The organism is Nocardia sp. NPDC127579 (assembly GCF_042672005.1).
GTDB lineage: Bacteria > Actinomycetota > Actinomycetes > Mycobacteriales > Mycobacteriaceae > Nocardia.
Genome location: NZ_JBHXVZ010000015.1, coordinates 39,864 through 58,699, shown reverse-complemented (window position 1 = coordinate 58,699; position 18,836 = coordinate 39,864). Strand labels below are relative to the sequence as shown.

The window sequence follows — 18,836 nt, the reverse complement described above, 5'->3', positions numbered from 1 at the left end:
TCACCACAAAGATCCTGCGGGCGCGGCTGACGCCGCGGCCGCGGGGAGGGGTGTCATGAGTTTGGCGGTGGAAGTCCAGGGTCTGGTGAAGACCTACGGCAAGTTCAAGGTGCTGGACAATATCGATCTACAGATCCCCGCGGGCACCGTGATGGGATTGCTCGGGCCCAACGGCGCGGGCAAGACCACCACCGTCCGCATCGTCACCACCCTGCTGCGCCCGGATTCGGGCACGGTCCGGGTGGCCGGAGTCGACGTGCTGCGCGATCCCGCGGGCGCGCGCCGCCGGATCGGCCTCTCGGGGCAGTACGCCGCGGTCGACGCGAACCTGACCGGGTACGAGAACCTGCGCATGGTCGCCCGGCTCTACGGCATGTCGCCGAAGCAGTCCGCCGCCCGCGCCGAGGAACTGCTGAGCGCGCTCGGCCTGGACCACGCCGCGCAGCGGCGGGCGGGCACCTACTCCGGCGGTATGGCCCGGCGGCTCGACCTGGCCGGCGCGCTGGTCGCCCGGCCCGCCGTGGTGGTGCTCGACGAACCCACCACCGGCCTGGATCCCCGTGGGCGCCTGGACATGTGGCGCGTCATCGGCGATCTCGTCGACGACGGCACCACCGTCCTGCTGACCACCCAGTACCTGGAGGAAGCGGATCTGCTCGCCGACCGGATCACCGTCATCGATCGCGGGCGGGTCATCGCGCGCGGCTCGGCCGACGAACTGAAGACCTCCATCGGCGGCGACCGGCTCACCGTCACCCTGGCCGCCGGACAGGACATGACGCCCGCCCTGGCGGTGCTGGCCCAGGTCGGCATCGGCGAGCCCAGCCACGAACCCGGGACCGACGAGGCGTCGGTGGTGGTCGGCGACGGCACCCGGACCATGGTCGAGGCGCTGCGCCGACTCGACGACGCCAATGTGTGCGTCCTCGACGCGAGCGTGCACCGGCCCAGCCTGGACGACGTGTTCCTGTCCCTGACCGGCACGATGGCTCAGCCCGAGCCGGAGGCCGCCGACGCAACCGACGAGGTAGAAGAGGAGGTCATGTCGTGACCGCCGGTGCAGTGCTGCATGATCCGGAGCTGGAGCCGGAGACCCCGCCCGAGGCCGCGCAGGCGGCGCCGCGGGAGGCCGGCGATCCGCGACTGCGGATCGTCCGGGACAGCGCGATCGTCGCCTACCGGAATCTGCTGACGATTCTGCGGGTTCCGACGCTGCTGGTGACCGCCACCGTGCAGCCGCTGATGTTCGTATTCCTGTTCGCCTACGTCTTCGGCGCGTCACTCGGCGGTAGCCAGTACCGGGAGTTCCTGCTCGCCGGAATCTTCGCGCAGACAGTCGCTTTCAACGCGGCCTTCACCACCGTCGGCCTGGCGGGTGACCTGCACAAGGGCATCATCGACCGGATGCGCACGCTGCCCATGTCGCGGATGGCGGTGCTGATGGGCCGCACCCTGTCGGATCTGGTGGTCAATGTGCTCAGCCTGTCGGTCATGGCCGGCTGCGGCTATGTGGTGGGCTGGCGGATCCACGGCGGCCTGATGGACGCGGTCCTGGCCTTCGGCGTGATCCTGCTGTTCGCGTTCGCCATGTCCTGGGTGGGCGCGCTGACCGGTCTGCTGTCGCCGAATGTGGAGGTGGCCCAGAGCGCGGGCCTGATCTGGCTGTTCCCGCTCAGCTTCATCTCCTCGGCCTTCATCTCCGCCGAGACCCTGCCGGGCCCGCTGCGCACGATCGCCGCCTGGAACCCGATCACCGCTGTCGCCGCGGCCGGTCGCAAACTCTTCGACAACAGCGCCCCACCCTCCTTCACTCCCGCCACCGGCTGGGCTGCCGAGCACTGCGTCGAATACGCCGTCCTGTGCTCCTTGGCGATCCTCCTCGTCGCCGCCCCCTTGGCCCTGCTGCGCTACCGCAAGGTCGCCAGTCACTGAGCTCGACACACGAAAGGCCGCTTCCCTTGCGGGAAGCGGCCTTTCACGTGTCACGACCTAGCCGCGGCGGCGGGTCTTGAGGAGTTCGAGGCGCTCCTTGAGCAGCTCCTCGAGCTCGTCCTTGCTGCGGCGCTCCAGCAGCATGTCCCAGTGGGTGCGCGGGGGCTTGACCTTCTTGGTCTCCTGGGTGGTGCCCTCCATGAGGGTGCCCTCCTGGCCGTTACGGCACAGCCAGGTCGGCGGGATCTCGGCGTCGTCGGCGAACGGCACGTCGAACTCTTCACCGTTGTCGGTGCGATACCGGGCGATCCGACGCGGAGCCAGGTCGTGGTCGCGATCGGTTTCGTAGCTCACCGCTCCGAGCCGACTGCCCCGGAGTACGCGATCTGCCATGGTGTGCCTCTCCCTGTGTGCTCGGGTGTTCGCTGGACCATCAGTACAACGGCCAGCCGGTGACGATTAGTTCCCGGCACGGCTGGCAGCGACGGTGAACCTCAGCATTGTAGTTGTTGGCGTGTCGTGGTTTTCCCACGCCTCACCCGAGGGGTTACTGTTCTGCCTCATGTCGCGCCGCTTGCTGTCGTCCTGCCTGTGGTGTGGGCGGGAGATCGTCGATTCGGAGGCCGGTCGCCGTCGCCGGTACTGCCGTCAGTCCTGTCGCCAACGCGCTTACGAGCACCGTTCCAGCCTCAAGGGCACCGGCATCCCCGAGGATTCGGTGGTGCTCAGCGCCCAGGAGGCGGCCGATCTGGCCGATCGCTGGTTCGCTGCCCGCTGCGCCGCGGAGGATGTGGCGACCGCCATCGGGGAGGGCGCCGGAGCGGAGGAACTGACGGTGCTGAGCAAGACTCTGCTCGAACTCACCCGTGACGCCGAACGCCTGCGCTAGCTCGCCGGTACACCGTGTAGCCGAGCAGTCCGGTCCCCGCGAGGACGCCGCCGTACCCGGCCAGGGTGGTCGCGTCCGGATGGATCAGCGGCTGTGCCCGCATGGCCTGGAGGAAGGTCATCGCGAACAGTCCGGTGTAGCCCAGGGCCAGCACGCCGATCAGCGCGGCGCGGGTGTTCTCGGTCCGCAGCCAGGCGTAGCGGGGCGCCAGCCAGGTCAGTGCCACCACCGCGAGTAGCAGCACCTGGATGCCGTGCAGTCCGACGAAATGCGGGATGCGCAGGTCGCCGCCGATCGTGCTCCAGCCGAGGATCGGCATGCCCGCGTCGTCGCGGGCGGCCTCGGTCCGGCTCGCTGGATCGAGCACGGTGTGCCCGGCGATCAGTTCCACGCTGTTGCCTTCGGAGTCGAGGACGCGCTGGGTGCCGGTGAAACCCATCAGATACGCCTGGAGCATGCCGAGTACGGCCAATGCCAGCCCGGCGTGGATGGCCCGGGTGATCGGCCGGTCGAGAAGCTTCTGCCACGCGAGGATCAGCACGATGAACAGATTCGCGAAGAACAGCCCCGGCACGCCGGACATGAAGATCTGCTGGCCGATCGTATTGACCGTGTCGGTGTCGTGATTGTTGAAATGGCTGTAGGTGCCGCGCGCGGCCTGCACGGCGATGAAGCCGACATCGACGAATCCGGTGACGGCGAAGACGGTGCCCAGCCACCAGGTGGCCCGTGACCCGCGGTGCGGCAGCGCCAGCAGCCAGGCCAGTGTCAGTCCGTAGAGGGCGAAGGCGAAGCCGAACTTCAGCGGCTTGACCCAGACCGATTCGCCGAGCAGCATCCGGTCGTCGACGAGCAGTCCGCCCAGCGAGCACACCACCAGGCCGCACATCGCGACCACCATGGCCAGCAGCGGGCGGTGCAGCGGCCCGCTGATCCGGACCGAATCGGCCCCGCGGCGCCGGGGGAGCGGGGAATCCGGTGCTGCGGAAGGGATCTCGATCGTGGACATGCGTCGACGGTAGGAATCGGGAGCGCCGGCGCACCTCCCGCTGTGGCGCCATTCGATCGTCATACCCGGGTACTGCCCCGTGCTGCCGGACAACCCCGCGGACGACGGTGTCCGCGGGGTTGTCCGGTGGGTCGGTCGGCCCCTCATCGACCGGCCGACTCAGGGTGTGGCGACTAGCCGCCGAGGCTCTCGATGGCTACGCCGCGCTCACCGAGCCAGGGCGCGGGGTCGATCGGGCCGAACTCGGGGTGGTGCACCTCGTAATGCAGGTGCGGCCCGGTGGACTGGCCGCGGTTGCCGACGGTCGCGATGATGTCGCCGGCCCGGACCTGCTGGCCGACCTGCGCGAGGATCTCGTTGACGTGGCCGTAGACGCCGATGGTGCCGTCGTCCTGCTGCACGCGCACCCACAGGCCGAAGCCGGCGGCGGGACCGGCCTCGATGACGACGCCGTCGGTGACGGCGGCGATCGGGGCGCCCAGGGCGTCGCCGAAGTCGAGGCCGTTGTGCATGGCGCCCCAGCGGCTACCGTAGTTGGAGGTCAGCGCGCCGGCAACGGGGCGCACGGTGCGCGGCCGGTTGTCGGCGGCGGGCAGGTGGCCCTCCCAGGGCAGCGGGATGCCCGGGTCGAGGCCGGGGATGCCCGGGATCTCGGGCAGGCCGAAGGCGACGGGCTGAGCGGCCGGCCGCGATTCGGCGGCGAGGTCGACGCTCTTGGCGACGTCCATCCGGCCGGTGTCGGCCATGTGCTGATCGGCGCCGGCCAGCACCGCGAATGAAGCAGTGACGACCGCTGACACGGTGGCCACCTTGGTGGCGGCGATGCGGCGGCGGGCAGTCATGATTCCGCCGGTCCGCCGCGAAGATAACGGATCGGTTACGGGCATGAGCTGAACGTACGGGAGCTCGCTCAGGCTTCTGTAATCATGTGGCAACCGTCACAGACACCTAAAAGCCCAGTTCGAAGATCACGAAGGGGTAACGGTTGCGTCGATAATCGGAAACGACCGGGGGAAACAGGGGCTTTGCCCGAATTCGCCAAAAGTATGCCAAACGATCACACTATGTAAGTGGCCACTAAAGGAGTGCGGGCGCTGGAGGCGCTGGCCGACCCCACCCGCCGGGCGATCTTCGAGGCCCTGCCGCAGGCGCCGCGCGCGGTCGGTGAACTCGCGGCGCTGGTCGGAATCAGCAGCTCGGCGGTGTCGCAGCACCTGAAGATCCTGCGTGCGGCGCGGCTGGTGATGATGCGCGCGGACGGCACGCGCCGCCTCTATTCCCTGGACCCGCGCGGGCTCGCCGACGCCCGCGACTACCTCGAACAGTTCTGGCCGAGCGCGATCGCCGCCTATTCGGCGGCACTCAGCGCGGCCGAGGAGCAGACCGGGCAGCAGCCCTAGCCGACCCGGCGATACGGGGACCGGCGGCGTTCGGTGCCGGGCCAGTGCCGCTGGCTGAGCTGCTTGTCGACGGCGCCGATCACCTCGGTGACGCCGATGCGCAGCAGCCCGGCATCGGGGGTGTCGGCATCCGGATCGCCGATCTGCCCGGACCACAGCACCACATGCCGGCCCAATAGATGCGGCGGCGGCCCGCCCCACCGCGGCGGCGTCGGGCCGAACAGCTGGACGGTTCGGGTCCCGAACGCGGTCGCCAGGTGCGCGGCCCCGGTATCGCCGCTGACCATGAGCGCGGCCTCGGCGACGGTGGCGGCGAACTCCAGCAGGCTCTGATCACCGGCCAGCACCCGGCTGCTCGGCAGCCCGGCCCGCGCGGCCACACCGAGGGCGATATCGCGTTCGGACTCGTCACCGGTGAGCACGACCTCCCGGCCCAGCACCAGCAGGTGCCGGACCACGGCCGCGAATCGGTCCGCGGGCCAGCGGCGCGCCTTCTTTCCCGCGCCGACGTGCACCACGACGCTGTCGCGATGGCTGATGGTCGAAACCGGCGGCACCAGACCGAGATTGCGGCGGTCGGCGGTGATCCCGTCGGACTCGAGCAGCTTGCACCAGCGCTCCACCGGGTGCATATCGGTCTGCCACACCGGGCCCTCCAGATCGGGGAAGGCGGGGTTGCGGTAGCTCAGGATCCGGCCGGCGGCGGTCTTGGTCAGCTCGACGATGCTCTCGGTGCTCGGCCAGTGCAGGTTCACCGCCAGCTGCGGCGGCGGCTCGTCCCAGCGCAGCGCGCCCAATTCGGGTGTCGGCACGATGGCATCGACGGCAGCGGTGAGGTCGATGATCGGCTTGAGGCGATGGGGTGCGGCCAGGACGATGTGATCGCGTGGCTTGGCGCGGCGCAGTGCGCGCAGCGCCGGGACCGCGGTGAGCAGATCGCCCAGGCCGCGTGCCTGTAGCACGAGTACTACCGCCACCCTCTTCTCCTAGCCACCGATAGACGCACCGAACCCGACCCCTCACAGAGCCACTGCGAAATGACTTCCCCAGCGGCTCAGGCGATAAACCACGGGCGGGGGATGCGTTACCCATCGCACACCCGCGCGGTGCGCAGTAACCTCGCAAGTGGCACGTACGGCAGTAATACCTACGGCGAAGGAGCGTCTCCGATGGTCTCCCGGCTCAATCCGTACATCAGCTTCGGCGACAGCGCGCGCAGCGCGCTCGAGTTCTATCGCGAGGTCCTCGGCGGTGAGCTCACGATCAGTACCTTCGGTGAATTCGGCGATCCGGGCGGTGACGGCGCCGATCTGATCATGCACGGTCAGTTGGAGACGCCGAGCGGTTTCACCCTGATGGCGGCCGACACTCCTCCGGGTATGGAGTACACCCCGGGTAGCAGCATCTCGGTGAGCCTGAGCGGTGACGACGCGGCGGAACTGCGCGGGTACTGGGAGAAGCTGAGTGCGGGAGGCACGGTCAGCGTGCCGCTGGAGAAGCAGATGTGGGGCGACGAGTTCGGCCAGTGCAAGGACAAGTTCGGCGTCGACTGGTTGGTCAATATCAGTCCGCCCGGCGCGTAGCGGGTTCGGTCACAGCCCGGCGCGTTGTCTGGCAAATCTTCAGCGAACTAGATCGGTGCGGCCTACGATCGCGGCATGACGACGACAAATGCTACGAACGAGGGTCCGCTGCAGGCGCTCGCCCGCGGGGCCTGGCAAACAATTCTGCTGATGGGCGTGCTGTCGGTGGCGCTCGGCGTGCTGATCCTGGTCTGGCCCGGGCAGACCGCCCTGGTCGCCGGCGTCATCTTCGGTGTCTACCTGTTGATCAGCGGTGTGCTGCAGCTGATCGCGGCCTTCGGCGCACCGGCCAGCGCCGGGATGCGGGTGCTGGCGTTCGTCAGCGGCGTGCTGTCGATCATCATCGGCCTGTTCTGCTTCCGCGACGAGTTCACCGCCGTGTGGTTGCTCGCGCTCTGGATCGGCATCGGCTGGCTGTTCCGCGGTATCAGCACGCTGATGTCGGCCATCTCGGAGCCCGGGCTGCCGGGACGCGGCTGGATGGGCTTCCTCGGCCTGCTCTCCGCGATCGCGGGCATCGTGCTGATCATCTGGCCGCTGGAGTCGGCGGTCACGCTGGCCTGGGTGGCCGGTATCTGGCTGGTCGCGCTGGGCATCACCGAGATCATCACCGCCTTCGGGGTGCGCTCGGACGCCCGTCGCCTGCACGTGGCGGCCGAGGACCTACGCTCCGGCCAGCATCGCGCCGCCGAATACCGCTCGGGTACCGCCCGCCCCTCGAGCTACGACGCCACGATCTACCGTTCCGGCGACAATGAACCCGCGGCACGCCGCACCACCGAAACCCGCGACACCCTGTAAGCGGACGGTACCGAGGTGGGGCGGCCGCCACCGCTCCACCCGGACCGGATTCGCTGAGTAGTGAAAATCCACGACACTTCGTAGTAGACCGGCTCGGGATCCACTAGCGTGAGCGCATGGAATTCGTATACAACCTGGTGGTCGTCACCCACCTGCTCGGCATGGCCGCGGTGGTCGGCGGGTACGCGTCCGGGCAGCCCAAGGTCAACGAGATCATGGTGTGGGGCGCTCGGGCGCAGCTCATCACCGGCATCGCGCTGGTCGGGCTGGCCGAGTCGATCGATTCGCTGGGCAAGGATCCGAACATGGTGAAGATCGGCGTGAAGCTGGCGCTTTCCGTGCTGGTCGCGGCCTTCGCCGAGATGGGACGGGCGGATGCCAAGCGCGGCAAGGACATTCCGTGGATGACCCACGCGGCGGGCGGCCTCGCCGTGGTCGCGGTCCTGGTCGCGACGCTGTGGACCTAGGCGCCGCGCCGACGCTCTGGTCGACAGCACAGCCACTGTCGACCTGAGCGCGGCGCCGGATCCTCAGGATTCGAACAGCGACTGCCCGACATATCCGCCGGGGGCGGTGACCCCCGGCGGAATCACGAACACCGCCGACCCGATCGGCGTGGTCCACACATTCAGGGCGTCGAAATCCGCCAGGCGCTGCTGCACCGGCAGATACTGCGTGTCCACGTCGCGCTGGAACGCCGCGAACAGCAGGCCCGAATTGGAGACCTGCCCCGCCTCGGGCGCGTCGTCGTAGTTGTAGCCGCGCCGCAGGAAACGTTCCCCGGCATGGGTGTGGCGGGCCCGCGCGATATGCGACGATGCCGGGATCACGGGAATCCCGTGCTGGTCGACCGCCGCGAAATCCGGTGCGTCGAACTCGTCCGTGCCGGTCAGCGGTGCCCCGGTGGCGAGCGTGCGGCCTACCGTGAGTTCCCGTCCCTCCGGATCGATCTCGTCCCAGGTCTCCAGGTTCATCGCGATCCGCCGCAGCACCAGTGCGGTGCCGCCGGACAGCCACGGCTGAGCCGCGCCGTCGTCCCAGACCAGGCTGTCCAGTTCAGCGGCGGCGAGGTTCTCGGTACCGTCGATCTGGCCCATCAGATTGCGCGGAGTCTGCCCGGGTGCGGCATTGCGGAACCCGCGCTGCACCCACCGCACCGTGGTCAGCGTGGTGACGGCCCGGCACAGTACCCGGACGGCGTGCGCCACCGTGGTCGCCTCGTCGGCGCACACCTGGATCATCAGATCGCCGTCGCTCCACCGGGATTCGAGCCGGTCGATCGGGAACGACGGCAGTGGGCGCAACCAGGCGGGGCGGCGCTGGTCCAGACCGGCGGCGGTGAAGACACCCGGACCGAGGCCGATGGTGACCGTGAGCCGGGCTGGACGCGCGGTCAGCTGCGGTTCGGTGTCGGCCAGCGCGGGTGTGCCCTGTGTCAGCCGGGCCGCGTCGCCGGACCAGAGACGCAGGATGCCCGCGATGTCGTCCCGGGTGACGCCCGGGCGCAGGTCGAACGCGACGAACGCGACGTGATCCTGTGCCGCGGTGCTGATCCCGGCCTGGTGCGGACCGTAGAACGGTTCGGTCGCGGGCGGCGGCGCCGGTTCGGGCCGGTCGAGCAGGCTCCATCCGATTCCGGCCGCGCCCGCCGCGGCGGCACCGCCGCCGAGCAGACGCCGCCGGGACAACCCGCCGAACCGTGTGCGGTGGTCAGGCACCGTGACCGCCGTGCTCGCCGTCCGGGTCGTAATTTTCCTGATTGCCCGGGAAGTCACGCACCTGCGCGGTGAACGTCTCCGCCGAACCGTCGTCGAACACGAGGGTGATCGAGGTGTCCGAGCCGGTGCGCAGCGCCTGGTGCAGGCCGATGAACATGATGTGGTCGGCCCCGGGCGACAGGGTCAGGCCGGTATGCGGCGCGATGGTGAACCCGCCCGCCTTGGGCTGCATCACCTTGGTGCCGTCGGCCTTGGTGACGATCTCGTGCAGTTCGACCGTGGCCGAGACCGGGCTCGAGCCGGACACCACGGTGACCGGCCGATCGCTGTCGTTGGTGAGAGTGCCGAACGCGGCCGACATGCCTTCCGGCGCAGCCTTCACCCACTGATCGGTGACGGACACGGCGTCCGCCGCGGACTCGGGTGCGTTATCCCCGGTCGACGAGCATCCGGCGAGCAGGAACGAGGCCGCGGCCACGGTGGCGGCGACCCGGGTACGGGATATGGACAAGACAGGACTCCGAATCTCGAGGTGGGCGAGCGCGGTTCGCTACTCGCCGAGGATGGGACAACCCGCCACTCCCGCCGCCTGATCCGCACATCGGCCTTGCGGCCCCGGACTCCGGAGTGAACGGCAGCGCCCATACCGGCCGTAGTGGTTGCCGACCTGACCGGTCGCTGGTCGCGCCCGACAGACCCAGGTCCGGGCGAGACGCACGCGTTGCCGCGGTTCGGCCCCCTCACGGCTCGGCGTTTCGAGTCGGCACAGGTTTCCGGCGCCGGCAGCATGCCTGTCGATCGCGTCGGCCTGGATGTCGACGACTCCGCCCGCGGTACTTGTCGGCCGGAGTGCCCGGTGCCTGGCACCCGTCGGTGAAGGCTGCGGCCATGTGTACTGACCGGTGACCTGGTGTGCTGTTCGGGCCGACCGGCTGATCGGTGCGCGCTGGATCGGTCCGGCGCGACGCGCCCGCGCATTCGAGGTACCGGTATCCAGTGTCGTGCTCGCTGGGTTCCGGTCCCTTCACGCGCCCACGACGCCGGGCTGGTTCAGCGGACTTCCACGGGCCTGCTGTGTTCGTGCTCGGCGGGAGTGTCAGGCAAGGGGTGCACCGGCGCTGTGTGGAGCGGGGCGGTGCGGCGAGTTGCCATGGTGCATGGCCCGATCCGACGGGGTGAGCACGAGTGGCGTGCGGTGCGTTGGTGCATCGACTGCCGGATGGCAGTGCGTGTGACGCGCGGCGGATCGGGAGACGGGTCCCGCAGGACCGGTCAGGTATACGCGGGCGGCCCCCTGGTCCCGAGGCCGGAGCTGAGCAGCAGGCGTCGCGCGATGCGCGCCGGGGCTCCGGTGCTGATCGAGCGGACCGGCTGTGCGGCGGTAGGCCGGGTGCTGAGTACCCGCACGATCCCGCGCACGCCGGCCGCGGCGGCCGCGAGTGCGGTTTCGGCGGCGCGAATCAACAGCGCCCCCACCGGGATCGCCACCATATGCGCGACCAGCATGCGCGCCTCGGCGTGCGAGCCGTGCGTATGCCCGGGTCCAAGAGTCAGCGCGGTATGCCCGACCGCCTGACCGGCGATCAGTTGCAGCGCGAGTCCACCGAGCCCGGACCGCCCCCGTGACAGCACACCGACCACCACACCGATCAGCGCGCACGCGCCGACCAGCATCGCGACCGAGGCGTCACCGGGTGCGACGACTCCGCCGCCGATCGCGTGCGCCGCGATACTCACCGCACCCGACGCGGCTCCGACGAACGCCCCACGCCCGGGGCGCGCGCAAGCTCGCGTCGCTGCTGCCGCCGGATGTCGCACGAGGGCATACTACTGCTCGTCGTAGTTTGGGTCAGGGGTGGGCCGAGGTGACTTCAGGCCGGATGGAAGCCGGCGCCGGCGCCACCGGCCTCATCGATTTCGGCGAGGATCATGGCGATCTGCATACCAGGTCGCCGGTGTGGGGTGGGTCGCCGAGACCGTCGATGCGCACGCCACCTCGCCGAGTACGATCCCGAATTCCCTTATGCCGGTTGGACTCCAGTGCTCGACCGCGTAGCGTTCTCGGCATGACTGGTGGGGGTGTGCCGACGTCGGGCCAGAATCTCTCGGTGGTGCCGGAGCAGGTGCGAGATGTCGGCAAGTATGTTTACGAGCTGGCTGAATCCCTGCGCACAGCATTGGATTCCGCGGCAAAGGACGTCGCGTCGCTGCTGGATGGCAGCTGGACCGGTGACGCGGCGGCGGAGTTCTCTGAAGGATGGACCGACGTCCGTGACGGCGGTACCCAGATCATGACCGCTCTCACCGGAATGGCGGAGAAGCTGGGTGTCACCGCTGACACCTATCAGGCGCGCGATGAGAGCAATGCCGCGCCGTTGTCCGGGTCGAGTCTGGAGTTGCCGTGAGCTCGGAATTCAAGGTCGATCTGGACCATCTCGATGAGATCGTGGCCCGGTTGGCGGGGTTGGCGGGGTTCGTCGGTGAGCATCTCGACGAGATAGACGATCGGGTGGCTACTCTGGCCGGTAGCGGCTGGGAAGGCGTTGCCGCCCAAGCCTATTCCGAAGCGCATGCACAGTGGGCGAGTGGTGCGCGAGAGTTCGTCGAGGGAGTGGCCGACATGAGCGCGGCCGCCAAGTCGGCCCTTGGTCGATATACCCGCGCAGCAGATACGAACAACAAAATGTTCAACGGGGGATAAAACTCATGGGCGTGTTGGTTATCAACTGGCAAACCTATTACGACGCCGCCGGGAAATGCCACGCTCTCGCCACCGACCTCCGCGCTGCGGACAAACCGGTCCATGATGCGGTCAAGGGTTCGTGCAAGGGTATGGCAGGCGATACCGAGACCTGCGCCAAATGGGGTAAGGCATATGACAAAGCCGCCCAGAGTACGTTGCAGACCTGTACGAATCTGGCTGACGCGCTGACCAATATGGGATACATGCTCTACGCGGCCGGGTACAACTGGGCGTTGGCGAACAACTCGAACCCGATGCCTGATCGGCCGACAGTGGCTGCGATGTCGGAATGCAAGCTGTCACTGCCGACATCGGTCGGCGCCGACGGCGACGGTCTCGGCGACGGTGGCGGTATTCCCGGCTTCTACGACGCTTTGGTCAAGGAGATCCAATCACTTTTCGGCAGTAGCCTGCCCAACGGAAACAAGGACACCCTCGCCACGGCGGCATCGACATGGAAGACGTTCGCCGAGCACGCGACGATCACCAGCGCTGCCGGGCGGATCGCCGAGATCAGCAACTTGTTCGCCGACATCCAGGACAAGAGCGGCGGCTTGGACGCCATGCTCGGCCACCTGGGCACACTCAACACCGGCGCCACCCAGCTCACGGCGGCCACGACCAACCTCGCCGCACCGGTCGCCAGCTACAGCGAGGCGACCGGCGAAGTCCGCGACAAGTTCAAAACGGCTGTCGACAATGCACTGATCGCCGCGGGGGCGACCGTCGTAATCGGTGTCGCCGCCGCCTGGATCACCGCTGGCCTCAGCGCGGCCGGCGCGGCCGGCGGTGTGGTCGCCATCGCGGGCACTACCGCTCGGACCATCAAGGCCACCTACGACATCAGCAAACTCATCAAAATCATCGGTCTCGCATCGGCGGCAGCGGGAGGCACGGCGTTCGTGGTCACTGCTTTCGATGGCGTCGCGCCGGACGAAATGCTCGGGCACGCAGCCAAACTCGGCGCTATCATCGCAATGAAGGTTTATGTCGACAGCGACGACGCTGTGCCGGCTGAGACCGATCGGCCGACAAAGGTTCCCAACACTGGCACCGGTAAGGAAAAGGCTTCGGATGCGCCGAGCTGGGCCAAAGGAAAGCCTCCATATGTCGGAGAAAGCGGAAATGCCTATGCGCGGCGTTTGATGGATGAACACTATGGTCCGGGTAACTGGCAAGGCACGGGACCTGGCACCGAGTTCAGTAAGATAAAGAAGTACGGCGATCGTTCGTGGAAGAATCCGAACTAGATGGGTGGTGAGTATGTCGATACGTGAAGTTTTTATCCTGGATCATTGGATCGAATTGGAGAACGGGGATGAGATCGTCAAGACGATCGGCATGTATTCGACCGAATCGAAGGCCTGGCGCGCCGCCGATCGAATGAAGCTTCTTCCAGGGTTTTGCGATCATCCTGACGAATTTCATGTCGAGCGGTATATTCTGGGCGAGGACCATTGGGTCGAGGGATTCTTCACGGCAGGTAATTGAGTACCTCGGAGGCATAAATGGATTCGGTGTTTCTGCTCGAGCATGTATATGAGATCGGCAACGGTGTGGAGGAACGCAAGCGGATAGGTGTGTACCTGTCGGAGGAGGATGCTCGATTCAGAATCGGTCGGCTCCGTTTGCAGCCAGGTTTTCGTGATCGCCCTGAAGATTTCGTCATCCAGCGGTTCGAGATAGACAGGAGCTATTGGGCTGAAGGCTACGGGGGCGGCGACGGCTCTTCGAGCAAGCCCGAAGTGATAGCTCCGGGGTGACGGCGTGTATCTAAATCCCGATGTGGTTGTTGATCTGGATTCCGGAGACGTGTACCCGAAGGACGGCACGGTTTCTGAGGATAGCATCGGTAATATGCGTGACGAGCTGGAGGGGAATCGAACATTTCTCGGTATATCAAGGAGTACGAGGACCGGTGGATCATGGAACCCATTCGGGGGGTTCACATCTCCGGTGTCGACTGGAATGACGAGACTGCAGATATCCGGCTCGGCTCCGCGGCGGTGCTGACTGTCGCCTACGACGATGTGGAGCTTTCGTCACGATCGCTTGCGGCGGATGATCCGGATCGGCACCCGATCCGGCACTGGTCGAATACCGAGGTCGAGGAGATCTTCCGGACAACCGTTGTTTCGCCGGTGCTCTTCAAAACCGGCAATGTGCGGCTTGGATTGCGTAACGGTTGGAACGTGTTCGTCTCGGGTCGTCCGGGAAATGCCGGTGCGGTATTGCGATTCGGGGCCGACGGGGTCTGGACGCGGTCGGGTTGGTCGTGTCCCCCGGAGTATCCGATTATCCAGGTCGATAAATGGACTGCAAGGCGAATAGTCGCGCCGCCCTGGCCGGGGAGGCCCGCCGACCTACGACTCAATTATGGTTCGGACGACATCAACGATTAGGGCAATGACCGCTGGGCTCGGTGGCCCTTGGCATTTCGCCCGGATCAGCGCACGAATACCGTCGCGCTCATGGCCCCTGTGTGCCCCGCGCCGACCGGAGATCGTTCAGCGTGAATGCGACGATCGGTTAGGGGAACAGCATGTCGCCGTAGGCTGCGACGACGCCGATGCGGGGGAGGTTGGGGATCGGCGGACTGTCGGGGCCGGGTGTGGTGCCGGTGGCGGGGTCCAACCAGGTCGCGCCGGGGTTGAGGCGGACTTGGTAGATGCGCCCGACCCCGTCCTGGGTGCGGACGTACACGCCGTACGGGTCGGCGGAACCCCAGGTCGCGATGAGGGGGCAGCTGGCATTCTGCATACCGTTGACGGCGAATTCCGCCGACCAGTTCCGGCCTCGATCATCCGAGGTACGCGCGTACAGCTGTCCGTCGCCCGTCCGCACGTAGCAGAGCATGAGGGTCGAGGTCTCGAATCCGGGAAATCCGTACACCCTCGGGGGAAGGTTCCCCAGGTTGGCGGGCAGCACATACCGGTCGTTCACGTCCCAGTAGTAACCGTCCTCGGACCAGTAGAGAATATTGTCGCCGTTGGCATCTCGGGCGGCCATGTAGATGCGCGACGCGAAGGCATTCGTGACGTAGATGTTCGTCTCGGTGACATTCCGGCCACCGAGGATGGCGCCCTGCTCCCACCGGGTGCCGTCGAACGCCGCGTGATAGACCCGCTTGTCCTCGTTCCCGGCCAAATCCAGTTCCCCACGCCAATACATGTGCAGTTTGTCTCGATGCGCGATCAGGAATGGCGCGGCCTGACTGCGGCTGCCGAAGTGCTGGACCGTATCCCACTGATTGCCGTCGAAACTGGTCCACCACAGCGACGGATCATCCTCGTCGTCGGTGTGCACGCCCCGCCAGGCGAGGTAGAGCCGGTTGTTCCACGCCATCAGCGACTGTCCCACGCCGTTAGCTCCGGGGATCACATGGTAATCACCCCAGGACCTCCCGTCCGTACAAGCCGACCACCAGTAGCGCTGGTCGATATTCGAAGCGTGACGACCCACCATGTACAGCGGCACAGCGACCTCCCGGGGGCGAAATTGGCTGCGGCGAATACAGTTCGAGTTCCCTCATCATTCCAGCCGCGCATCCCTCCGGCGGTCCGGCACGCCGAAGACTCGGACCCTCGGCGATCTCTTCCGAGAAGAGGCGCTCCACTGAGAACTCTGCCGAACCGAACGCAAGGTCGCGCGGCGCGCGCCCCCTCGAGGGGGCCTCGTCGTGGTCAGCGACCGGAGTAGTGCAGCCGCCGCGGCCTACTGTTGCCACAGGATGTAATGAAGCGAGATCACGCTGGGGTAAGAACTCAATTTGACGATTTGCAGTGAGGCGATGTTTCCTTCGACGGTCCGCAGACAGTAAGCCTCGCCGGATTCGATCATGTTCGTCGACGCCGAGTTGGCCTCGAGGCGTTGAGCGCACTTTTCCGGGTCGGCTCCCGTGGAGATCTCGGCTATGGCCCCGCTCGATGGGTTCAAGTACTGAAGTATGCCCGTCGATGATGTTGACAAAGACACGTCATGGTTCGGGACCGCTATGCCGACCACCCCGGTTTCAAGGTCCGCACTTTCACCATCTTGCAGGGTGAAGTCGCCTTGTTGGGGTCGGGCGGTCTTGTCCTGCGTCGGTGCCGGACCAGTGCTGGAAACCGAAGTCGTCGTAGTCGATGTAGGGCTCGTCGACGTGCCGGTGCCGGTATTCTTGTCGTCCGAGCCGAAGGGGCCGAACAGGGCAATCACGGCGATCAGAACACCGACGATAGTGCCTGCCGTGCCGATAATGGTCGCTCGTTCGACGGTCGAATAGCTGCTCCATCCCTCGCTGGCCATTTCGTCTCCGTTCTCGGGTCCAGTTTCACTGCCCGAAGCGCTGCCACCACTGGCGGGCGGCGTGGTTTCCGAGGTCATTGCGCTGTCCCCCTGCTGTTTTCGCGTGGCGGCCGCCGACGTTGGCAGCCAACTTAGCAGCGTGCCGGTGCCGGTGTGAGTGCTGCGCGGATGGGTCGATATCCGACATTGTGCTTGCGCTGGATCTCGCGGCCGGAGAGTCCTTTGTCTGCGTCGCGGCGGATGTTGACGTAGAGAGTCTGCTTGATCGATTCGTTGCGCTGCTTGGCTTCTCGTCTGGCCTGGGTTATGCCCTGCTGTTTGGTACGACGTCGTTCGGCCAGCTCAGGAAACATGCGCATGAGAGCTGGGAGTGTGCGGCCCGAGACCGCGGCGAGCTTGGCTGGATCGATGCAGCCGGTTCGATATCGGCCCGGAGTGACGTGTCGGCGAAGGTAGCTGGGTCGCAGGTGGTTTGCGATGTGCTGCTTCGCGGATCAGCGCCGAAAGGCTACCCATCATCCCGTTGGCGCGTTTGTGCAGGTAGCGGTCCAAGTCGATGAGCGTTCCCGGCGTGTGGTCGTGCAGGCGGAGCGTGTTCTCCAGGGTGGCGACGACGGCGCGCCAGTCAGCGGTATAGGGGAAGCCGAAGGTGCGGATCATGGTGAATCGGCCAGCGATCTGTTCGCTGCAAGTGCCGGAGATTTCGGCCCCGGACTTGGTCGCCAGCGAGATGTTGTGTAGCTCATCGCAGATCACGACACTGGTGCATGTGTCGCAGCAGACGCCGCAGACGGCTTCGATGATGTCGGTGAGGTTCGCGCGGTGGGTGACCGGCAGGCCGAGGAACCGCGCGAACTCCGCTGCGAGCATCCGTGGTGTCGCAGCCGGCGGGACTGTCACGTAGAGGACCGGGATGCGGTCGCTGCGGTGCGGGTGACGGGCTTGGTCGGCGGCCTCGTGCATCTTGCCGAACTGCGTGATCGCGGTGGTCTTGCCGGTTCCGGCGGCTCCGGACAGGATCATTCCGCGCCGCGCGCTGACCGGGTGCCGGTTGAGCAGGGTCAACCGGCGGCCCTTCTGTGGTCATCTTGGAGATCGGTGCGGGCAAGCAAGTCCTCGTGCCTGCCGTCCCACGGCGTGACGACCGCTTCACCCTTGCCCATCGGAAGTTGGCTTTCGTCCCATTCCTGGCGCTCGTCCATCGAGACGAGACCGGGAATGTACTTCTCGAGGCCGTCTACGAGGTTGGTATGTGCCAGGCCTGTCAACAGGATTCCGGGTCCGCCGTACTGGCGGACGGCGTCGTGGTGTACCGCCGCCATATATGGTGCTCGGAAGACCCTTCCGTCTCGGAGGGTCCTCGTCTCGAAGGGATTCCTCGCTGTGCTTCCCAGATCGGTGTCGCCGGCGACGACGGGCATACGTTCGATTCTGGCCGCGTTCAGCACATCCAGGAGTCGGTGGCCGTATCTGCCGATTCCGGCCTTGTCGAAGCTGACCAGGAGCGCTGTCTGATCGGGTCGGTCGCCGGAACTCTCGAGGTACCGATTGACGTCAGCTTGTAGGGACCGTGGAAACTCCAACTGTACGAACCGATAATTCGCGCCTTTCAATTCGGCCATGTGCTGCGCGAGCCACGGGCGAACCCTCGAGTTCATTCCGTGGCTTTCACCGAGGGCGAGGCTCTTGCCTGCGCGTCCAGCGACCCGCGCGACGGCGAGACCCGCATCGGGGAGTTGGGGGTCGCCGATACGTACCAACCTTCCGTCGACAACGGTCCCCAACTCCTTCCCGATCAGCTGCAGGTTCTTCTGGTTCTCGTCCCGTGCTTGATCCGGAGTGAGATCGTGCGGGTTGGCCGCGACGGTCTCGGCCCAGTCCACACTGCGGACGACGGTACGGACCAGAGTGATGATGCCCTCGCGAATGTCTTTGAGGCGAAAGTGGTTCGACTGAATAGTCCGTATCACCGTGTCGGTCCATGGTCTGGAGAACAAGGTATGCCAGGGCAGCCCATTGATGAGCTTCGCCACGAGACTCAGACCTTCACGGAGATCCGCTGTCTCCGTTGTGAGCCCCACGTCCCGCTTCTTGATATGGCCCAGTATGTCGGTGCGCTCGGATAGCAGGCTCCGGCCCTGTCGTTCCATTCTCTTTACACCCAGGTGGATCTGGGTGATCAACTCGCCTGCCATCGGTTGCAGGCTGTCGGCTCCGGCCATGGTCAGATACTTGGTTTCGTATACGTTGGGCAGTCCGCGTTCGTCCTTCCCGAGCATTTCCGCCGTGATCCGAAAGTCCTCCTCCAGGGCACTGATCGCGTCGTTCAACCATGCGCGGCGCTTGACACGGGATTCCTTGATTGCCAGCAGACCCACCCCGGGTAGCGAAACATCAATACCAGTCATTTGCTCACCGATTCGTCGAACACGCAGGGCGGGTCTCCACTTCCTCCATTCTTGGGTATTCTCTGC

General features: G+C 66.4%; 24 protein-coding genes and 1 pseudogene. 13 read left to right on the top strand and 12 right to left on the bottom strand.

The genetic code is table 11. From position 1 onward, the window contains the following. Positions 1–55 precede the first annotated feature (55 nt). Together ACFVMC_RS32465 and ACFVMC_RS32460 are read left to right on the top strand one after the other, a co-directional pair. Positions 56–1,051 carry an ATP-binding cassette domain-containing protein gene (locus ACFVMC_RS32465; RefSeq protein ID WP_379216693.1) on the top strand — a complete coding sequence of 332 codons (996 nt, stop codon included), beginning with the start codon at positions 56–58 and terminating at the stop codon, positions 1,049–1,051. 98 nt (positions 1,052–1,149) lie between these two features. Beyond that, on the top strand, positions 1,150–1,932 hold the full coding sequence (locus ACFVMC_RS32460) for an ABC transporter permease (RefSeq protein WP_379216724.1): 783 nt from the start codon (positions 1,150–1,152) through the stop codon (positions 1,930–1,932). A gap of 57 nt (positions 1,933–1,989) precedes the next feature. On the opposite strand, the gene ACFVMC_RS32455 is transcribed toward ACFVMC_RS32460, so the two are convergent. After that, positions 1,990–2,325, bottom strand: a complete 336-nt coding sequence (locus ACFVMC_RS32455) for an RNA polymerase-binding protein RbpA (protein WP_379216692.1) — start codon at positions 2,323–2,325, stop codon at positions 1,990–1,992. A gap of 169 nt (positions 2,326–2,494) precedes the next feature. On the opposite strand from ACFVMC_RS32455, the gene ACFVMC_RS32450 reads away from it, so the two are divergent. Continuing rightward, complete coding sequence (locus ACFVMC_RS32450) at positions 2,495–2,821, top strand: hypothetical protein (protein WP_379216691.1); 327 nt, start codon at positions 2,495–2,497, stop codon at positions 2,819–2,821. Here ACFVMC_RS32450 and ACFVMC_RS32445 read toward each other — a convergent pair. Then, complete coding sequence (locus ACFVMC_RS32445) at positions 2,793–3,830, bottom strand: hypothetical protein (protein WP_379216690.1); 1,038 nt, start codon at positions 3,828–3,830, stop codon at positions 2,793–2,795. The two genes, ACFVMC_RS32450 and ACFVMC_RS32445, sit on opposite strands and share 29 nt — an antisense overlap. 173 nt (positions 3,831–4,003) lie before the next feature. Beyond that, positions 4,004–4,672 carry a M23 family metallopeptidase gene (locus ACFVMC_RS32440; protein WP_379216689.1) on the bottom strand — a complete coding sequence of 223 codons (669 nt, stop codon included), beginning with the start codon at positions 4,670–4,672 and terminating at the stop codon, positions 4,004–4,006. Positions 4,673–4,900: 228 nt separating this feature from the next. Here ACFVMC_RS32440 and ACFVMC_RS32435 point away from each other — a divergent pair, with 228 nt between their 5' ends. Beyond that, positions 4,901–5,230 carry an ArsR/SmtB family transcription factor gene (locus tag ACFVMC_RS32435; protein ID WP_379216687.1) on the top strand — a complete coding sequence of 110 codons (330 nt, stop codon included), beginning with the start codon at positions 4,901–4,903 and terminating at the stop codon, positions 5,228–5,230. Here ACFVMC_RS32435 and ACFVMC_RS32430 read toward each other — a convergent pair. Next, positions 5,227–6,207: a glycosyltransferase family 9 protein gene (locus tag ACFVMC_RS32430; RefSeq protein WP_379216685.1), complete on the bottom strand. Its 981-nt coding sequence runs from the start codon at positions 6,205–6,207 to the stop codon at positions 5,227–5,229. The two genes, ACFVMC_RS32435 and ACFVMC_RS32430, sit on opposite strands and share 4 nt — an antisense overlap. 192 nt (positions 6,208–6,399) lie before the next feature. Between ACFVMC_RS32430 and ACFVMC_RS32425 the strand changes: the two genes are divergently transcribed. From ACFVMC_RS32425 to ACFVMC_RS32415, 3 genes and pseudogenes are all read left to right on the top strand, one after another. Then, positions 6,400–6,813: a VOC family protein gene (locus tag ACFVMC_RS32425; RefSeq protein ID WP_379216683.1), complete on the top strand. Its 414-nt coding sequence runs from the start codon at positions 6,400–6,402 to the stop codon at positions 6,811–6,813. A 75-nt stretch (positions 6,814–6,888) separates the two neighbouring features. Then, positions 6,889–7,458 (top strand): annotated as a pseudogene (locus ACFVMC_RS32420) (HdeD family acid-resistance protein); the annotation flags it as partial. A gap of 272 nt (positions 7,459–7,730) precedes the next feature. After that, positions 7,731–8,081 (top strand): hypothetical protein, encoded by a 351-nt coding sequence (locus tag ACFVMC_RS32415; RefSeq protein WP_379216682.1) that lies wholly within the window; start codon positions 7,731–7,733, stop codon positions 8,079–8,081. Positions 8,082–8,144: 63 nt separating this feature from the next. On the opposite strand, the gene ACFVMC_RS32410 is transcribed toward ACFVMC_RS32415, so the two are convergent. The 3 genes from ACFVMC_RS32410 to ACFVMC_RS32400 form a co-directional block, all read right to left on the bottom strand. Further along, the gene (locus tag ACFVMC_RS32410; protein WP_379216680.1) at positions 8,145–9,332 is read right to left on the bottom strand and encodes a Dyp-type peroxidase; all 1,188 of its coding nucleotides are present in this window, start codon (positions 9,330–9,332) and stop codon (positions 8,145–8,147) included. Then, complete coding sequence (locus ACFVMC_RS32405) at positions 9,325–9,843, bottom strand: copper chaperone PCu(A)C (protein ID WP_379216679.1); 519 nt, start codon at positions 9,841–9,843, stop codon at positions 9,325–9,327. The genes ACFVMC_RS32410 and ACFVMC_RS32405 overlap by 8 nt, the downstream gene beginning before the upstream one ends. A gap of 761 nt (positions 9,844–10,604) precedes the next feature. Continuing rightward, a complete protein-coding gene (locus ACFVMC_RS32400) occupies positions 10,605–11,150 on the bottom strand; it encodes a hypothetical protein (protein ID WP_379216678.1) in 546 nt (181 codons plus the stop codon). Between the two features lie 248 nt (positions 11,151–11,398). Here ACFVMC_RS32400 and ACFVMC_RS32395 point away from each other — a divergent pair, with 248 nt between their 5' ends. The 6 genes from ACFVMC_RS32395 to ACFVMC_RS32370 all read left to right on the top strand — a co-directional run bounded on the left by ACFVMC_RS32395 (position 11,399) and on the right by ACFVMC_RS32370 (position 14,477). Continuing rightward, positions 11,399–11,737 carry an ESX-1 secretion-associated protein gene (locus ACFVMC_RS32395; RefSeq protein ID WP_379216676.1) on the top strand — a complete coding sequence of 113 codons (339 nt, stop codon included), beginning with the start codon at positions 11,399–11,401 and terminating at the stop codon, positions 11,735–11,737. Next, on the top strand, positions 11,734–12,033 hold the full coding sequence (locus tag ACFVMC_RS32390) for a WXG100 family type VII secretion target (protein ID WP_379216674.1): 300 nt from the start codon (positions 11,734–11,736) through the stop codon (positions 12,031–12,033). The genes ACFVMC_RS32395 and ACFVMC_RS32390 overlap by 4 nt, the downstream gene beginning before the upstream one ends. A 5-nt stretch (positions 12,034–12,038) precedes the next feature. After that, a complete protein-coding gene (locus tag ACFVMC_RS32385; RefSeq protein WP_379216672.1) occupies positions 12,039–13,325 on the top strand; it encodes a hypothetical protein in 1,287 nt (428 codons plus the stop codon). Between the two features lie 13 nt (positions 13,326–13,338). Beyond that, complete coding sequence (locus ACFVMC_RS32380) at positions 13,339–13,566, top strand: hypothetical protein (RefSeq protein ID WP_379216670.1); 228 nt, start codon at positions 13,339–13,341, stop codon at positions 13,564–13,566. 17 nt (positions 13,567–13,583) lie between these two features. Further along, entirely contained in the window at positions 13,584–13,838 is a 255-nt protein-coding gene (locus tag ACFVMC_RS32375) for a hypothetical protein (RefSeq protein ID WP_379216668.1), read from the top strand. Between the two features lie 162 nt (positions 13,839–14,000). Beyond that, positions 14,001–14,477: a hypothetical protein gene (locus tag ACFVMC_RS32370; protein ID WP_379216666.1), complete on the top strand. Its 477-nt coding sequence runs from the start codon at positions 14,001–14,003 to the stop codon at positions 14,475–14,477. Positions 14,478–14,604: 127 nt separating this feature from the next. Here the strand turns inward: ACFVMC_RS32370 and ACFVMC_RS32365 are convergent, their stop codons facing one another. The 5 genes from ACFVMC_RS32365 to ACFVMC_RS32345 all read right to left on the bottom strand — a co-directional run bounded on the left by ACFVMC_RS32365 (position 14,605) and on the right by ACFVMC_RS32345 (position 18,770). Continuing rightward, positions 14,605–15,435, bottom strand: coding sequence for a hypothetical protein (locus tag ACFVMC_RS32365; protein ID WP_379216664.1), 831 nt, complete (start codon positions 15,433–15,435; stop codon positions 14,605–14,607). A gap of 354 nt (positions 15,436–15,789) precedes the next feature. Continuing rightward, a complete protein-coding gene (locus tag ACFVMC_RS32360; protein WP_379216663.1) occupies positions 15,790–16,440 on the bottom strand; it encodes a hypothetical protein in 651 nt (216 codons plus the stop codon). A 53-nt stretch (positions 16,441–16,493) separates the two neighbouring features. After that, positions 16,494–16,721: a hypothetical protein gene (locus ACFVMC_RS32355; RefSeq protein ID WP_379216661.1), complete on the bottom strand. Its 228-nt coding sequence runs from the start codon at positions 16,719–16,721 to the stop codon at positions 16,494–16,496. Then, entirely contained in the window at positions 16,705–17,427 is a 723-nt protein-coding gene (locus tag ACFVMC_RS32350) for a TniB family NTP-binding protein (protein ID WP_379216660.1), read from the bottom strand. The genes ACFVMC_RS32355 and ACFVMC_RS32350 overlap by 17 nt, the downstream gene beginning before the upstream one ends. Beyond that, complete coding sequence (locus tag ACFVMC_RS32345; RefSeq protein ID WP_379216658.1) at positions 17,424–18,770, bottom strand: hypothetical protein; 1,347 nt, start codon at positions 18,768–18,770, stop codon at positions 17,424–17,426. Before ACFVMC_RS32345 ends, ACFVMC_RS32350 begins: the two co-directional genes overlap by 4 nt. Positions 18,771–18,836: the final 66 nt, after the last annotated feature.

What these genes read in the sequence shown, in the direction of transcription:
- ACFVMC_RS32465 (WP_379216693.1), top strand. Translation starts at nt 56, where the DNA reads ATGAGTTTGGCGGTGGAAGTCCAGGGTCTGGTGAAGACCTACGGCAAG.
- ACFVMC_RS32455 (WP_379216692.1), bottom strand. Translation starts at nt 2,325, where the DNA reads ATGGCAGATCGCGTACTCCGGGGCAGTCGGCTCGGAGCGGTGAGCTAC.
- ACFVMC_RS32450 (WP_379216691.1), top strand. Translation starts at nt 2,495, where the DNA reads ATGTCGCGCCGCTTGCTGTCGTCCTGCCTGTGGTGTGGGCGGGAGATC.
- ACFVMC_RS32445 (WP_379216690.1), bottom strand. Translation starts at nt 3,830, where the DNA reads ATGTCCACGATCGAGATCCCTTCCGCAGCACCGGATTCCCCGCTCCCC.
- ACFVMC_RS32440 (WP_379216689.1), bottom strand. Translation starts at nt 4,672, where the DNA reads ATGACTGCCCGCCGCCGCATCGCCGCCACCAAGGTGGCCACCGTGTCA.
- ACFVMC_RS32425 (WP_379216683.1), top strand. Translation starts at nt 6,400, where the DNA reads ATGGTCTCCCGGCTCAATCCGTACATCAGCTTCGGCGACAGCGCGCGC.
- ACFVMC_RS32415 (WP_379216682.1), top strand. Translation starts at nt 7,731, where the DNA reads ATGGAATTCGTATACAACCTGGTGGTCGTCACCCACCTGCTCGGCATG.
- ACFVMC_RS32395 (WP_379216676.1), top strand. Translation starts at nt 11,399, where the DNA reads ATGACTGGTGGGGGTGTGCCGACGTCGGGCCAGAATCTCTCGGTGGTG.
- ACFVMC_RS32385 (WP_379216672.1), top strand. Translation starts at nt 12,039, where the DNA reads ATGGGCGTGTTGGTTATCAACTGGCAAACCTATTACGACGCCGCCGGG.
- ACFVMC_RS32380 (WP_379216670.1), top strand. Translation starts at nt 13,339, where the DNA reads ATGTCGATACGTGAAGTTTTTATCCTGGATCATTGGATCGAATTGGAG.
- ACFVMC_RS32375 (WP_379216668.1), top strand. Translation starts at nt 13,584, where the DNA reads ATGGATTCGGTGTTTCTGCTCGAGCATGTATATGAGATCGGCAACGGT.
- ACFVMC_RS32370 (WP_379216666.1), top strand. Translation starts at nt 14,001, where the DNA reads ATGGAACCCATTCGGGGGGTTCACATCTCCGGTGTCGACTGGAATGAC.
- ACFVMC_RS32360 (WP_379216663.1), bottom strand. Translation starts at nt 16,440, where the DNA reads ATGACCTCGGAAACCACGCCGCCCGCCAGTGGTGGCAGCGCTTCGGGC.
- ACFVMC_RS32355 (WP_379216661.1), bottom strand. Translation starts at nt 16,721, where the DNA reads ATGCGCATGTTTCCTGAGCTGGCCGAACGACGTCGTACCAAACAGCAG.
- ACFVMC_RS32345 (WP_379216658.1), bottom strand. Translation starts at nt 18,770, where the DNA reads ATGACTGGTATTGATGTTTCGCTACCCGGGGTGGGTCTGCTGGCAATC.